Origin of the sequence: Streptomyces sp. NPDC053493 (assembly GCF_044544825.1) — a bacterium.
Lineage (GTDB): Bacteria > Actinomycetota > Actinomycetes > Streptomycetales > Streptomycetaceae > Streptomyces.
In genome coordinates, this window is the sequence record NZ_JBITXS010000007.1 from 152,519 (window position 1) to 167,600 (window position 15,082).

The window sequence follows — 15,082 nt, forward strand, 5'->3', positions numbered from 1 at the left end:
CTGCCGCGCGCCACCGGAGCGCACCACCGGAGGCCGGAGTGCCGCCTCGCGCCGGCTCAGGCGCCCGGCCCCGCTCCGGCCGGCTCAGGCGCCCGCCGCGGCCCCCGGCTCGAGCCGTACGACCACGGACTTGCTGGCGGGCGTGTTGCTGATGTCGGCCGTCGACTCCAGCGGCACCAGCACGTTCGTCTCCGGGTAGTACGCCGCCGCGCAGCCGCGCGCCGTCGGGTAGTGCACCACGCGGAAGCCGGGCGCCCGCCGTTCGACGCCGTCGCTCCACTCGCTCACCAGATCCGCGTACGCGCCGTCGGCGAAGCCCAGCGCCGCCGCGTCCTCGGGGTGCACCAGGACCACCCGGCGGCCGCCGGTGATGCCGCGGTAGCGGTCGTCCAGGCCGTAGATCGTGGTGTTGTACTGGTCGTGCGAGCGCAGCGTCTGCAGCAGCAGGCGGCCCGCCGGCACCGTCGGGAACTCGACCGGCGCCGCCGTGAAGTTCGCCTTGCCGGTGGCCGTCGGGAAGCGCCGCTCGTCGCGCGGCGCGTGCGGCAGCGCGAAACCGCCCGGGTTCGCGGCGAGGCGCGCGTTGAAGTCCTCGAAGCCGGGGATCACGCGTGCGATGCGGTCGCGGATCGTCGCGTAGTCCGCCTCGAAGTCCTCCCACGGCGTCGCCGAGCCCGCGCCGAGCACCGCCCGCGCCATCCGCGCCACGATCGCCGGCTCGGACAGCAGGTGCGGGCTCGCCGGCGGCAGGTTGCCGCGCGAGGCGTGCACGAGGCCCATCGAGTCCTCGACGGTGACGAACTGCCTGCCGCCGCGCTGCACGTCCTTGTCCGTGCGGCCGAGCGTCGGCAGGATCAGCGCACGCGTGCCGGTGACCGCGTGCGAGCGGTTCAGCTTCGTCGACACGTGCACCGTCAGGCGCGCCTTGCGCATCGCGGCCTCGGTGACCTCCGTGTCCGGGGTCGCGCCGACGAAGTTGCCGCCCATCGCGAAGAACACCTTCGCCTCGCCGTCGCGCAGCGCCTGGATCGAGCGGACCACGTCGAAGCCGTGGTGGCGCGGCGAGACGATCCCGAACTCCTTGTCCAGGGCGTCCAGGAACGCCGCCGCGGGCCGCTCGAAGATCCCCATCGTGCGGTCGCCCTGCACGTTGGAGTGCCCGCGCACCGGGCACACGCCGGCGCCCGGCCGGCCGATCGCGCCGCGCAGCAGCAGCAGGTTGACCACCTCGCGGATGGTCGGCACCGCGTGCTTGTGCTGGGTGAGCCCCATCGCCCAGCAGACGATGGTCCGCTCCGAGGCGAGGACCATCTCCAGGGCCCGCTCGATCTCCGCCCGGGACAGCCCGGTCGCGGCCAGCGTCTCGTCCCAGTCGGCCTTCCGCGCGGCCGCCGCGAACTCCTCGTAGCCGTGGGTGTGGGCGGCGACGAACTCCTCGTCCACGGCGCCCGGCGACTCGAGGACCAGCTTGTTCAGCAGCCGGAACAGCGCCTGGTCGCCGCCGATGCGGATCTGCAGGAAGAGGTCGGTGAGCGCGGCGCCCTTGAGCATGCCCCGCGCCGTCTGCGGGTTCTTGAAGCGCTCCAGGCCCGCCTCCGGCAGCGGGTTCACCGAGATGATCTTCGCTCCGGCGGCCTTGGCCTTCTCCAGGGCCGACAGCATCCGCGGATGGTTGGTGCCCGGGTTCTGTCCGGCGACCACGATCAGGTCCGCCTGGTGCAGGTCCTCCAGCGAGACGCTGCCCTTGCCGACGCCGAGGGTCTCGTTGAGGGCCGAGCCCGAGGACTCGTGGCACATGTTGGAGCAGTCCGGCAGGTTGTTGGTGCCGAACTCGCGGGCGAACAGCTGGAGCAGGAACGCCGCCTCGTTGCTCGTGCGGCCCGAGGTGTAGAACAGCGCCTCGTCCGGCGAGGACAGCGCCTTCAGCTCCTCCGCGATGATCGCGAACGCCCGCTCCCAGCTCACCGGCTCGTACGACGTGGCGCCCGGCGGCAGATACATCGGCTGCGTGATCCGGCCCTGCTGGCCCAGCCAGTACCCGCTGCGCGTGGCCAGGTCCGCCACCGGGTGGGCGGCGAAGAAGTCCGGTGTCACCCGGCGCAGCGTCGCCTCCTCGGCGACCGCCTTCGCGCCGTTCTCGCAGAACTCCGCGACGTGCCGCTTGTCGCCCTCCGGCCAGGCGCAGCCCGGACAGTCGAAGCCGTCCTTCTGATTGACCTTGAGCAGGGTCCGCGCGGTGCGCCGCACGCCCATCTGCGCCTGGGCGATCCGCAGCGTGTGCCCGATCGCGGGCAGCCCGGCCGCCGCGTGCTGCGGCGCCGTGACCTGCGGCGCGTCCTGGACCGGGTCGCCGGCCGGCGGCTTGCTGACCATCGCGCTCTCCCTTGAGCGGTAACGGACGTCGTACGTCTCCGATCCTGTCACGCCGCACCGACAGCGGACCACGCACGGGCCGGCCACCCCGGCCGTGGACGGGAATGTCGGTGGCGCGTGGCAGGATCGTCCCGTGGCCGAGACAGCAGCGAAGAAGACCGATATGACCGAAGAGAACCGCCCGCGCCTGCTCCTCATGGACGGGCACTCCCTGGCGTACCGGGCGTTCTTCGCACTGCCCGCGGAGAACTTCACGACCGCCACGGGGCAGCCGACGAACGCGATCTACGGATTCGCCTCGATGCTGGCGAACACGCTGCGCGACGAGGCGCCCACGCACTTCGCGGTCGCGTTCGACGTGTCCCGCAAGACCTGGCGCTCCGAGGAGTTCCCGGAGTACAAGGCGACCCGTTCGAAGACGCCGGACGAGTTCAAGGGCCAGGTCGAGCTGATCGGCGAGCTGCTCGACGCCATGCACGCGCCGCGCTTCGCCGTCGACGGCTTCGAGGCGGACGACGTCATCGCGACCCTCGCCACCCAGGCCGAGGCCGAGGGCTTCGAGGTCCTCATCGTCACCGGCGACCGGGACTCCTTCCAGCTGGTCAGCGAGCACACCACCGTGCTCTATCCCACCAAGGGCGTCTCCGAGCTGACCCGCTTCACGCCGGAGAAGGTCCAGGAGAAGTACGGGCTCACGCCCTCGCAGTACCCGGACTTCGCCGCCCTGCGCGGCGACCCGTCGGACAACCTGCCCGGCATCCCCGGCGTCGGCGAGAAGACCGCCGCGAAGTGGATCAATCAGTTCGGCTCCTTCGCCGGCCTGGTGGAGCGCGTCGAGGAGGTCAAGGGCAAGGCGGGCCAGAACCTCCGTGACCACCTGGAGTCGGTGAAGCTCAACCGCCGCCTGACCGAGATGGTCCGCGACGTCGAGCTGCCCAGGGCCGTCGCGGACCTGGCCCGCGTCGCGTACGACCGCAAGGCCGTCACGCTCTTCCTCGACACCCTGGAGATCCGCAACCCCTCGCTGCGCGAGCGGCTCCTCGCCGTCGACCCCGGCGCCGCCGAGGAGGCCGCCCCGGCCCCGGCGCCCGGCGTCGCCCTCGACTTCACGCTCCTCGGCTCCGGCGAGCTCGCCGGCTGGCTCGCCGAGCACGGCGGGCAGCCGCTCGGCGTCGCCACCGTCGACAGCTGGGCGCTCGGCACCGGGAACGTGGCCGAGGTCGCCCTCGCCGCGGCCGACGGCGCCGCCGCCTGGTTCGACCCGAGCGAGCTCGACGAGGCCGACGAGCGGGCCTGGGCCGCGTGGATCGCCGACCCGGAGCAGCCCAAGGTCCTGCACAACGCCAAGGGCGCCATGCGGGTCTTCCCCGAGCACGGCTGGAGCGTCGCCGGCGTCACCATGGACACCGCGCTCGCCGCGTATCTGGTCAAGCCCGGCCGCCGCTCCTTCGCGCTCGACGCGCTCTCGCTCGAGTACCTGGGCCGTGAGCTCGCGCCCGCCGCGGCCGCCGACGGCCAGCTCGCCTTCGGCGCCGAGGACACCGCCGAGGCCGAGGCCCTGGCGACCCAGGCCCGGGCCGTCCTCGACCTCGGCGCCGCCTTCGAGGAGAAGCTCGCCGAGGTCGGCGCGAAGGAGCTGCTGCACGACGTCGAGCTGCCCACCTCCGCGCTCCTGGCCCGCCTGGAGCGGCACGGCATCGCCGCCGACCGGGACCACCTGGAGGCCCTGGAGCAGCAGTTCGCGGGCGCCGTGCAGCAGGCCGTGAAGGAGGCCCACGCCTCCGTCGGCCACGAGTTCAACCTCGGCTCGCCCAAGCAGCTCCAGGAGGTCTTCTTCGGCGAGCTCAACCTGCCCAAGACGAAGAAGACCAAGACCGGGTACACGACGGACGCCGACGCCCTGGCGTGGCTGGCCGCCCAGACCGAGCACGAGCTCCCGGTGATCATGCTCCGGCACCGTGAGCAGGCCCGGCTGCGCTCCACCGTCGAGGGCCTGATCAAGACCGTCGCCGCCGACGGCCGCATCCACACCACCTTCAGCCAGACGGTCGCCGCGACCGGCCGGCTCTCCTCCACCGATCCCAACCTGCAGAACGTGCCGGTGCGGACGGACGAGGGCCGCGCCATCCGGCACGGCTTCGTCGTCGGCGAGGGCTTCGAGGCCCTCATGACCGCCGACTACAGCCAGATCGAGCTGCGCGTCATGGCACACCTGTCCGAGGACGAGGGCCTGATCGAGGCCTTCACCTCCGGCGAGGACCTGCACACCACGGTCGCCTCGCAGGTCTTCGGCGTCGAGCGGTCCGCCGTCGACGCCGAGATGCGCCGCAAGATCAAGGCCATGTCGTACGGCCTGGCGTACGGTCTGTCCGCGTTCGGTCTCTCGCAGCAGCTGGGCATCGACCCCGCCGAGGCGCGCGGTCTGATGGACACCTACTTCGAGCGGTTCGGCGGCGTGCGCGACTATCTGCGCCGGGTCGTCGACGAGGCCCGCGCCACCGGCTACACCGAGACCATGCTCGGCCGCCGCCGCTATCTCCCGGACCTCAACAGCGACAACCGCCAGCGCCGCGAGGCAGCCGAGCGGATGGCGCTCAACGCCCCGATCCAGGGCACCGCCGCCGACATCGTCAAGGTCGCCATGCTGAACGTCGACCGTGCCCTGACGGAGGCCGGACTCACCTCCCGGATGCTGCTCCAGGTCCACGACGAAATCGTCCTGGAGCTCGCCCCGGGCGAGCGCGAGCGGGTCGAGACGCTGGTCCGTGAGCAGATGGCCCACGCGGTCGAGCTGCGCGCCCCGCTGGACGTCTCGGTGGGCGTCGGCCCCGACTGGGACTCGGCGGCCCACTGATCCGGCGGCGAAGGCCCCGGCGGCGCGGTCACACCCGCGGGTCCGCCGGGGCCTTCGCCTTCGCCGCGCGCGTGGGGGACGGGACGGTGTCCTGGCGGGCGTCGCCTCGGCCGCGGGCGCCGGCCCGCACCACGAGGGCGTAGAGCACCACTCCCGCGAACAGCCCCGCGCCCGCCCCGAAGCAGAGCGTGGGCACGATGTCCAGCGGCGTGCCGACCCGGTAGCCGTAGGCGTGGAAGCGCAGCACGCGGTGCACCGCGCCGGCCACCGCGCATCCCCCGATCACCGCCGTCGCGAGCAGCAGCCCGCGCCGGTCCGGGACCGGGACGTGCGCGGGCAGCGGCGTGCCGGCGGGCACCGCGCGCAGGGCCCGTACGGTGAACCGGCCGAGCAGGACCATGGCGAGCGCCGAACCGCCGTACTGCGCGTACAGATAGACGGGGAATCCGCCCACCACCTCGCCCAGGACCGGGATGACGCGCGTGCCCCAGCGGTCGAGATGGGTGAACGCGTCCCACACCACGTGCGTCGTCGCCCCGATGACCGCGGACACCGCGAACCAGGCGGCGAGCGCCGCCGGCCGGCGCTCCCGCCACGGCCGCCCGGCCACGAACCCGTACACGCGTCCGCGCACGCGGCGCGGCAGCAGCGCCACCAGCGGCTCACGCACCGTCAGCCAGAGCGCCACCAGGACCGCCGTGACGAGCACGTCGACGGTGACGACTCCGGCGAAGGAGTGGGTCACGTTCCCGAAGAGCATCGCCTCGGGCACGGCGCTGGCCGCGAAGTAGGTCATGTCGGGCGAGAAGGATCCGGCGACCAGCGCGGACGCGACCAGCGGGCCCCGCGCGGTCCCGTTCCGGCGGATGCCGGGCAGCACGGCGGCGGCATGACTGAGCGTGAACGGCACGGATGGTCCCCCTTGGACGACGCGTCTCCGCTGACCGGGACGCCCTTCGCAGTATTCAGGACGCTCCCGTCGCGAACGCTCCGGCGGCCAAGTGGTGACGAAACCGTGAAACTCGGTCAGGGCGCGGTGTTGACGCGACCGGAGGTGGCATAGGGTCTGCTGGTCGGACCCGCGCGGGGAGCGCGGACGCGGACTCGGGGAGGGACCACACGTATGGCAGCGCACTTGGGCCGCCGGCTGCGCAGGGGAGCCACCAGCGGTGCGGTGGTGGCCGCGGCCGTCGCGGCGCTCGCCGCCTCGCAGGCGCCGGGCACGACCCCGCCGCCGACCGACAGCGCGAGCGGCGACCTGCCGATCGGCGCGGGTGACGCGAGCACGCCTCCGGGCGGCTCGGCCTCCGGCGACTCGCCGTACTACACCGAGCTGCCCACGCTGAACACTCCTAACAAGCCGGGCGCTCCGGGCAATTCGCCCATCATCACCGGCCCTGCCGAGGCCGGCATACCCGCGACCGTCCTCGCCGCCTACAAGCGCGCCGAGCAGTCGATACGCTCCACCGACCCCGGCTGCAACCTCCCCTGGCAGCTGCTCGCCGGTATCGGCAAGGTCGAGTCCGGTCAGGCGAACGGCGGCGCGGTCGACGCCAACGGCACCACCACGACGGCCATCCTCGGCCCGGTGCTCAACGGCCGCGGCTTCGCGAACATCTCGGACACCGACCAGGGCGCCTACGACGGCGACAGGGTGCACGACCGCGCGATAGGCCCGATGCAGTTCATCCCGTCCACCTGGGCCACCTGGGGCCAGGACGCCAACGGCGACGGGAAGAAGGACCCGAGCAACATCTACGACGCGGCCCAGGCCGCCGGCCTCTACCTCTGCGCCAACGACCGCAACCTCGCCGTCAAGGCCGACCTCGACCGGGCGATCCTCAGCTACAACCGCTCGACGGAGTACCTGAACACGGTCCTGTCCTGGTTCGAGTACTACAAGCGCGGCAGCCACCAGGTGCCCGACGGCACCGGAGTCCTGCCCGGCAACCGCAGCGACGACCGCGTCACCACGCCCGGCGGCGGCACGCCCTCCCCGACGGCCCCGGTCCGGCCGACGCCGACCACGCCGGCCAAGCCGAAGCCCACCACTCCGGCCAAGCCGACGCCCAAGCCCACCCCGACGCCGACCACCCCGCCCACCACCGACCCGGTGGCCCGGGTGGCGCGGATCAAGGACGCGTCCTCCGGGTCCCTCACCGCGACCACCGGCAACGGCTTCGCCGCCCGCCCGGCGGTCCAGGCGCTCGACGCGGCCGGCCGGCCGGTCGCCGGCGTCCAGGTGCGCTTCCGGATCGTCGGCGACACCGACGCCCGCTTCGCCGTCGGCGCGCGGGAGGTCACCACCGTGACCGCCTCCGACGGCAAGGCCGTCGCCCCGGCCCTCAAGGCCGGCGAGCGGACCGGCGACTTCACCGTGAGCGCCACCGTGGTGGGCCGGAGCCTGAACACCGTCTCGCTCGGCGCGACCGTCACCGACCGCACCGCCGACACGCTCACCCGCCTCGACGCCAAGGAACTCGCGGCCACCACCGGCGGCGAGTTCGCCGACCCGGTGAAGGCCAAGGCCACCGAGGACGGGGCCGTCGCCGCCGGTGTCGGCGTCACCGCCACCTTCGTCACCTCGGCGACGGACCCGACGCCGCTCACCGACGGCCCGTTCTTCAAGGCCGCCGACGGCACCGCGGTGCGCACCCTCACGGTCAGGACGGACGCCGACGGTCTGCTCACGCTGCCGAAGATCTACGCGGGCGACAAGGCCGGCACGTTCGTGCTGCGCCTGACCGCGCCCGGCGGCGGCACGCTGACCGTCGAGCTCACGGTGAACGCTCCGGCGCCCGACCCGGCGCCGACCCAGACGCCGACTCCCGCCCCGACGTCCTCGCCGTCGCCGACGAGCTGACGGACACCGCCGGACGCCGCCGGACGCCGTTGGACGTCCGCGCCGCTCCCGCCCGCCGCCCCCGAGTCCGCTCCGGACCCGGGGGCGGCGCGCGTTCTGAGGGAAACGTGTTCTCATCTCACGGCCGCGTTGCTACGGTGCCCCCGCCCTGACGCCGTATCAGATCGAGCACCGGGAGGCCGACCTTGCGCGCCCTTGCCGCCGCCGCCATCGGACTCGTTCCCGTCCTCCTGTTCATCCTGCTCGTCTCCCTCGTCGATCTGCCGCCCGACGGGCCCACCTCGCCCAAGCCCCTGCTCACCGCCGATCCCGGCCCCAAGAAGTAAGGGGCCGACCCATGCGCCGCCGCGCCAGCCTCGTCCTGCTCGCCCTCTGCGTCTTCCTCGCCGCCATGGCGCCCACCCTCCGCTGGTACGCCTTTCCCCGCCTCGCCAAGATCCCGCCGAACCAGTACCAGGAGACCGTCCTGGAGGCGAAGCCCGCCGTCCTGCTCAACTACTCCACCCTCAAGTCCGAGAAGGTCGACAAGATCACCATCGTGCAGACCCTCAAGGGCAATGTGGAGGAATCGAAGAGGATCGAGCGCGACGCCGGCCGGGACGTCGTCGTCTGGGACTCCCTCTCCTACGTCATGGGCCCCGACGGCAAGATGGTCTCCAAGATCCCCGAGCGCTACGTCTTCGACGCCCACACCCAGGACCCGGTCCACGCCACCGGCGAATCGGTCGACGGCGACCCGGTCCGGCGCGAGGGCATCGAGTTCAAGTGGCCCTTCCTCACCGAGAAGCGCGACTACCAGTACTTCGACGCCCAGACCCGCACCTCCGCGCCCATCCACTACCAGGGCACCCGCACCTTCCGCGGCCTCGAGGTCTACTACTTCGAGCAGACCGTCCCCTGGACCCGGGTCCCCATGCCCAAGACCATGCCCGTCCAGGGCATCACTCCCGACGTCCTCGCCAAGACCGGCCTCACCCGCTGGTACACCACCAAGCGCATGTTCTGGGTCGATCCCGTCACCGGCGCACCCGTCAACGGCGAGGAGATCCACAAGGAGGAGCTCCGCAACGCCCGCGCCCTCATGGGCCAGGACACCCTCACCGTCTTCGAGGGCCATGTGAAGATGCGCGAGGACTACGTCACCAGCGTCGTCGAACTGGTCAGGTCCAACCGGCTCATGGTCCTGCTGCTCGTCTCCTATCTCCCGTGGGGCTTCACCGCCCTCGCCCTCCTGCTGCTCGCCCTCTCCCTCTGGCTCGAGGCCCGCTCCCGCCGGCCCGGGCCCGACACCGGCGCCGGTGCCGAACCGGCACCCGTCACCGCTCCCGTCTGAGCCGGGCACTGGTGTGCCGGGTGGGCTCCGCCGTCGACGGATCCTCCGGCCACGGGTGCTTCGGATAGCGGCCCCGCAGCTCCGCCCGCACCGCGCGGTAGCCGTCCCGCCAGAAGGACGCCAGGTCGGACGTCACCGCCGCCGGCCGCCCGGCGGGCGAGAGCAGATGCACCAGGACCGGCACTCCCGCCACCCGGGGCGTCTCGGCGAGCCCGAACATCTCCTGGAGCTTCACCGCGAGCACCGGCCGCTCCCCGCCGTACTCCACCCGTATCCGCGAACCGCTCGGCACCTCGATCCGCTCCGGCGCCAGCTCGTCCAGCCGACCCGCCTCGCCCGTCGCCCACGGCAGCAGCCGCCGCAGCCCCTCACCGGCGTCGATCCGGCCCAGATCCGCCCGCCGCCGCGCCCGCGACAGCTCCGGCTCCAGCCACTCGCCGGCCCGGGCGAGCAGCGCCTCCTCCGCCACGTCCGGCCACGGCTCGCCCACCTCACGGTGCACGAACGCCAGCCGGCTCCGCAGCTCCACCGCGTCCCTGCCCCACCGCAACAGCGCCGTGCCCTCCCGTCGCAAGCCCTCGAGCAGCGCCTCCCGCACCAGCGAGGGATCGGCGTCGTCGCGCAGCGGGCGGACCGTCAGCTCCACCGCCCCGAGCCGCTCCACCGACCGGGCCACCACGTCCCCGTCCTCCCAGTGGACCTCCTCGCCCGCGGCGAGCAGATGCGCCGCCGCCCGCCGCGCGATCCGCTCGTCCACCACCGCCGCGAGCCTCACCCGGGCCGTCGCGCTCTGCGCCGTCCGGTCCGCCACCGCGACGGCCAGCCATCCGCCGGCCCCGAGCCGTGACCCCTCCGCCAGCCGGGCGCCCGTGCCCGACACCATCAGATAGCCGCCCTGCTCCCGGCGCCGCGCCACCCGCTCCGGAAACGCCAGCGCCGTCACCAGCCCGGCGACCACGTCCTCGCCCTCGCCCGCCGGACCACCCGGTCCGCCCGCCGGGCCGCCGCCCCCGAAGCCCGCCGCGCCGCCCGCCCCAGCAGCCGGTCCGGCCGCCGGGCCGCCGTCGCCGAAGCCCGCCGCGCCGCCCGCCCCAGCAGCCGGCCGGGGCGCCTCGCCGCCGGGCCCGGCGGTCCGGGCTCCCGCGGCGCCGCGGGTCTCTCCGGCCACCGCCCGCTCCAGGCGCCGTACCTCCGCCTTCCAGCGCGCCGCGTATCCGTCGCCGCCCCGGCGGGCCTCGCGCCAGGCCGCCGCCAGGTCGTCCCCGTACTCCCGCGGCGGCTCCTCGCTCAGCAGCGCCACCACCTCCGCCGCCCGCCGGACGCCCACCTCGGCCGCGCCGTCCAGGAGCGCCCGGGCGAGCCGCGGATGCAGGCCCAGCCGGGCCATCCGGGCGCCCCGGTCCGTCGGCCGGCCCTCCGCGTCCACGGCGCCGACCGCCGTGAGCACGGCGCGGGCCGCCGCCATCGCCCCGGCCGGCGGCGCGTCCAGGAGCGCCAGGCCTGCCGCCGTCGGATCGCCCCAGCACGCCGCCCGCAGCGCGAAGTCCGCGAGGTCCGCGATCCTGATCTCGGGGGAGGGGAAGCGGGCCCGGTTGCCGTCCTCCGCCTCCGCCCAGCAGCGGTAGACGATGCCGAAGGCCTCACGGCCCGAGCGGCCGGCCCGCTGGGTCGCCGCCGCCAGGGACACCGGGACCGTCGCGAGCGAGCCGAGGCCCCGCGCGTGGTCCGTGCGCGGCTCGCGCGCGAGCCCCGAGTCCACCACGATGCGCACGCCCGGGACCGTCAGGCTGGACTCCGCCACCGAGGTCGACAGGATCACCCGGCGCCGCCCGCCGGGCTCCGTGCCGCGCAGCACCGCGTCCTGCACCGCCGCCGGAGCCCGCCCGTGCAGCTGCAGCACCTCGGCGTCCAGGTCCGCGAGCAGACCGGCCGTGCGCGCGATCTCGCCCGTGCCCGGCAGGAAGCACAGCACGTCGCCCTCGTCCAGCTCCGTCGCGCGCCGGACCGTCGCCGCCACATGGCGCAGCATCGCCGGATCCACCCAGGTGCCGTGCGCCGGGCGGATCCCGGCCGGAGGAGCGGCGAAGCGCACCACGTAACCGTGGCCCTCGCCCTTCGCCCACACGATCGGCGCCGGCCCGCTTCCGTCCAGGACGGTCAGCAGCTGCGACCACGCCTCCGCGTCGCTCGTCGCCGAGGCGGCGACCAGCTTCAGCTCCGGCCGCAGCGTGGCCCGCACGTCCACCAGGAACGCCATCGCCGTGTCCGCGTCCAGGTGCCGCTCGTGACACTCGTCGAGCAGCACCGCGTCCACGCCCGCGAGCTCCGGATCGCGCTGGAGCCGCTGGAGCAGGATGCCCGTGGTCACCACCTCGACCCGGGTCGCCGGCCCGGTGCGCCGCTCCCCGCGCACGGAGAAGCCGACGGAGCCGCCGACCTCCTCGCCGAGCAGCCACGCCATCCGCCGGGCCGCCGCCCGCACCGCCATCCGGCGCGGCTCGGCCACCAGCACCCGCCGCTTCGGCCCGTCCCCCGTCAGGCCCGCGAGGGCCAGCGGGACCAGCGTGGTCTTGCCGGTCCCGGGCGGGGCGTGCAGCACGGCGGTGCCGCGCTCCTCGAGCGCGGTCAGCAGCTCGGGGACGGCATGGCGGACGGGAAGTCGGTCGAGTGCGTCGTTTCGGATCACACGGCAAGTCTCGTACGCCGGACCGACCCGCCGCGCCCGGCTGTCCACAGCCCCACCGATTCATATGATCAATCGGCTCATCCGAAAACTCATCCGAAGATGAGCGAGGGTGGTGCCGGTTCCGGGCGGCTAGTCGTCCGTCCGCTCGCAGACGAAGATCGCCGTGCCCGGGATCAGATGGCCCCGCAGCGGCGACCAGCCGCCCCACTCCTGGCTGTTCCAGGCCGGCCACTCCGGCTCCACCAGGTCGAGCAGCCGGAAGCCGCCGGCGACCACGTCCCGCACGCGGTCACCGATCGTGCGGTGGTGCTCGACGTAGACCGCGCGGCCCTGCTCGTCCTGCTCCACGTACGGCGTCCGGTCGAAATAGGAGGCCGCGACCGAGAGCCCCTCGGGCCCCGGCTCGTCCGGGAACGCCCAGCGGATCGGATGCGTCACCGAGAACACCCACCGGCCGCCCGGCCGCAGCACCCGGCGCACCTCGCGGAAGACCCGCACCGGATCGGCGACGAACGGCACCGCGCCGTACGCCGAGCACGCCAGGTCGAAGGCGCCGTCGCGGAACGGCAGCGCTCCCGCGTCCGCCTCCACCAGCGGCACCCCGCCGCCGATCCGCAGCGCGTGCTGGAGCTGCCGGTGCGAGAGGTCGAGGGCGACCGGCCGGGCGCCCTGGGCGGCCAGCCAGCGCGAGCACTGCGCCGCGCCCGCCCCGATCTCCAGCACGTCGAGTCCCTTCAGCGAACCCGCCGGCCCGAGCAGTCCCGCCTCCGCCTCGTCGAGCCCCTCGGGACCCCAGACGAAGCGGTCGTCGCCCAGGAAGGCCCCGTGCTCGCTCTGGTACTCGTCGGCGTTGCGGTCCCACCAGCCCCGGCTCGCCCGGCTGCTCTCCGCGTCCCCGGCGTCACGCCGGGTCGCCTCCGCCTCGTCCTCGAAGCCTTCGGGCCCGTCTTCCTGTCCGTACTCTTGGTTCATCTCGCCCGTCGATGTAGTTTGCGCTCAGAGCCGCGCGCGGGGTCGCGACACGGCTTCCCGTGGCCAGGACGGCCTGGGCTGACATGAGTTGTGCCGGGTATGCGGCGATCCGCCCCGGGTGTGCGCTTCGCGCATTGACCCTGTCCGGCCGCCCCCGTATGCTAAAGGTTGCGCTGCGGGCCTGCGCGCCTCAGACGGAGCAGGCCGCGCTCGCATCTGTTGTATGTCCCCTCGGTTTTCGAGGCGCCACCCGTTCACGGGGAGGGTGCCTCCTTGGCTGTCCGGCTTCTTCAGCTGCGATACGGGCTCTCGGCGTAGCAGTACCTACGACTTCAATGTCCGTACCGGAGCCCTTTCCCACATGACGAGCAGCACCGAGACCACCGCCACCACCCCGCAGGTTGCGGTCAACGACATCGGTAACGAGGAAGCCTTCCTCGCCGCGATCGACGAGACGATCAAGTACTTCAACGACGGCGACATCGTCGACGGCGTCATCGTGAAGGTCGACCGGGACGAGGTCCTGCTCGACATCGGTTACAAGACCGAAGGTGTCATCCCGAGCCGCGAGCTCTCGATCAAGCACGACGTCGACCCGAACGAGGTCGTCAAGGTCGGCGACGAGATCGAGGCCCTGGTTCTCCAGAAGGAGGACAAGGAAGGCCGCCTGATCCTCTCGAAGAAGCGCGCCCAGTACGAGCGTGCCTGGGGCACCATCGAGAAGATCAAGGAAGAGGACGGCATCGTCACCGGTACCGTCATCGAGGTCGTCAAGGGTGGTCTCATCCTCGACATCGGCCTCCGCGGCTTCCTCCCGGCCTCCCTGGTCGAGATGCGTCGCGTCCGCGACCTCCAGCCCTACGTGGGCAAGGAGCTCGAGGCGAAGATCATCGAGCTGGACAAGAACCGCAACAACGTGGTCCTGTCCCGCCGCGCCTGGCTGGAGCAGACCCAGTCCGAGGTTCGCCAGACCTTCCTCACGACCCTCCAGAAGGGTCAGGTCCGCTCCGGCGTCGTGTCCTCGATCGTCAACTTCGGTGCCTTCGTGGACCTGGGTGGCGTCGACGGTCTCGTGCACGTCTCCGAGCTGTCCTGGAAGCACATCGACCACCCGTCCGAGGTTGTCGAGGTCGGCCAGGAGGTCACCGTCGAGGTTCTCGACGTGGACATGGACCGCGAGCGTGTCTCCCTGTCGCTGAAGGCGACCCAGGAGGACCCGTGGCAGCAGTTCGCCCGTACCCACCAGATCGGCCAGGTCGTTCCGGGTAAGGTCACCAAGCTGGTTCCGTTCGGTGCGTTCGTCCGCGTGGACGAGGGCATCGAGGGTCTGGTCCACATCTCCGAGCTGGCCGAGCGCCACGTGGAGATCCCGGAGCAGGTCGTCCAGGTCAACGACGAGATCTTCGTCAAGGTCATCGACATCGACCTCGAGCGTCGTCGCATCAGCCTCTCGCTGAAGCAGGCCAACGAGTCCTTCGGTGCCGACCCGGCCTCGGTCGAGTTCGACCCGACCCTGTACGGCATGGCCGCGTCCTACGACGACCAGGGCAACTACATCTACCCCGAGGGCTTCGACCCCGAGACCAACGACTGGCTGCCGGGCTACGAGGCCCAGCGCGAGGCGTGGGAGACCCAGTACGCCGAGGCGCAGCAGCGCTTCGAGCAGCACCAGGCTCAGGTCATCAAGTCCCGCGAGGCCGACGAGGCCGCCGCTGCCGAGGGTGGCGCCGCCGCTCCGGCCGGTGCCCCGGCGGGTGTCTCCGGCGGTTCCTACTCCTCGGAGTCGGACGACAACTCCGGCGCCCTGGCGTCGGACGAGGCGCTCGCCGCCCTGCGCGAGAAGCTGGCCGGCGGCCAGAGCTGAACAGGCTCACCGCTGAGCTCCAGTAGCTAGCGTCGAGGCCCGCCTCCCTTCGGGGAGGCGGGCCTCGGTCTTTTCCCCGAATTCCAGGGCAGGGGAATGGCACCGCACCAAGCGGCGTTGTCCAGGGAGAACGCGAG

The 15,082-nt window shown here is 73.0% G+C and carries 9 protein-coding genes; 5 read left to right on the plus strand and 4 right to left on the minus strand.

The features are described 5' to 3' along the window. Positions 1–84 precede the first annotated feature (84 nt). Positions 85–2,373 (minus strand): FdhF/YdeP family oxidoreductase, encoded by a 2,289-nt coding sequence (locus tag ACIGO8_RS21425; RefSeq protein ID WP_399732811.1) that lies wholly within the window; start codon positions 2,371–2,373, stop codon positions 85–87. Between the two features lie 133 nt (positions 2,374–2,506). Between ACIGO8_RS21425 and polA the strand changes: the two genes are divergently transcribed. Further along, entirely contained in the window at positions 2,507–5,227 is a 2,721-nt protein-coding gene (gene polA / locus ACIGO8_RS21430) for a DNA polymerase I (protein WP_399732813.1), read from the plus strand. Positions 5,228–5,255: 28 nt separating this feature from the next. Here the strand turns inward: polA and ACIGO8_RS21435 are convergent, their stop codons facing one another. After that, entirely contained in the window at positions 5,256–6,137 is an 882-nt protein-coding gene (locus ACIGO8_RS21435; protein WP_399732816.1) for a DUF4184 family protein, read from the minus strand. A gap of 213 nt (positions 6,138–6,350) precedes the next feature. Between ACIGO8_RS21435 and ACIGO8_RS21440 the strand changes: the two genes are divergently transcribed. The 3 genes from ACIGO8_RS21440 to ACIGO8_RS21450 all read left to right on the plus strand — a co-directional run bounded on the left by ACIGO8_RS21440 (position 6,351) and on the right by ACIGO8_RS21450 (position 9,423). Beyond that, positions 6,351–8,090: a lytic transglycosylase domain-containing protein gene (locus ACIGO8_RS21440; RefSeq protein WP_399732818.1), complete on the plus strand. Its 1,740-nt coding sequence runs from the start codon at positions 6,351–6,353 to the stop codon at positions 8,088–8,090. A gap of 185 nt (positions 8,091–8,275) precedes the next feature. Further along, complete coding sequence (locus ACIGO8_RS21445; RefSeq protein WP_399732820.1) at positions 8,276–8,416, plus strand: SPW_0924 family protein; 141 nt, start codon at positions 8,276–8,278, stop codon at positions 8,414–8,416. A gap of 11 nt (positions 8,417–8,427) precedes the next feature. Continuing rightward, positions 8,428–9,423: a DUF3068 domain-containing protein gene (locus tag ACIGO8_RS21450; protein ID WP_399732823.1), complete on the plus strand. Its 996-nt coding sequence runs from the start codon at positions 8,428–8,430 to the stop codon at positions 9,421–9,423. On the opposite strand, the gene ACIGO8_RS21455 is transcribed toward ACIGO8_RS21450, so the two are convergent. Further along, on the minus strand, positions 9,407–12,109 hold the full coding sequence (locus tag ACIGO8_RS21455) for an ATP-dependent RNA helicase (protein ID WP_399732826.1): 2,703 nt from the start codon (positions 12,107–12,109) through the stop codon (positions 9,407–9,409). The genes ACIGO8_RS21450 and ACIGO8_RS21455 overlap by 17 nt on opposite strands. 129 nt (positions 12,110–12,238) lie before the next feature. Continuing rightward, complete coding sequence (locus ACIGO8_RS21460; protein WP_399732829.1) at positions 12,239–13,081, minus strand: class I SAM-dependent methyltransferase; 843 nt, start codon at positions 13,079–13,081, stop codon at positions 12,239–12,241. Positions 13,082–13,442: 361 nt separating this feature from the next. On the opposite strand from ACIGO8_RS21460, the gene rpsA reads away from it, so the two are divergent. After that, a complete protein-coding gene (gene rpsA / locus ACIGO8_RS21465) occupies positions 13,443–14,945 on the plus strand; it encodes a 30S ribosomal protein S1 (RefSeq protein WP_345489430.1) in 1,503 nt (500 codons plus the stop codon). Positions 14,946–15,082 lie beyond the last annotated feature (137 nt).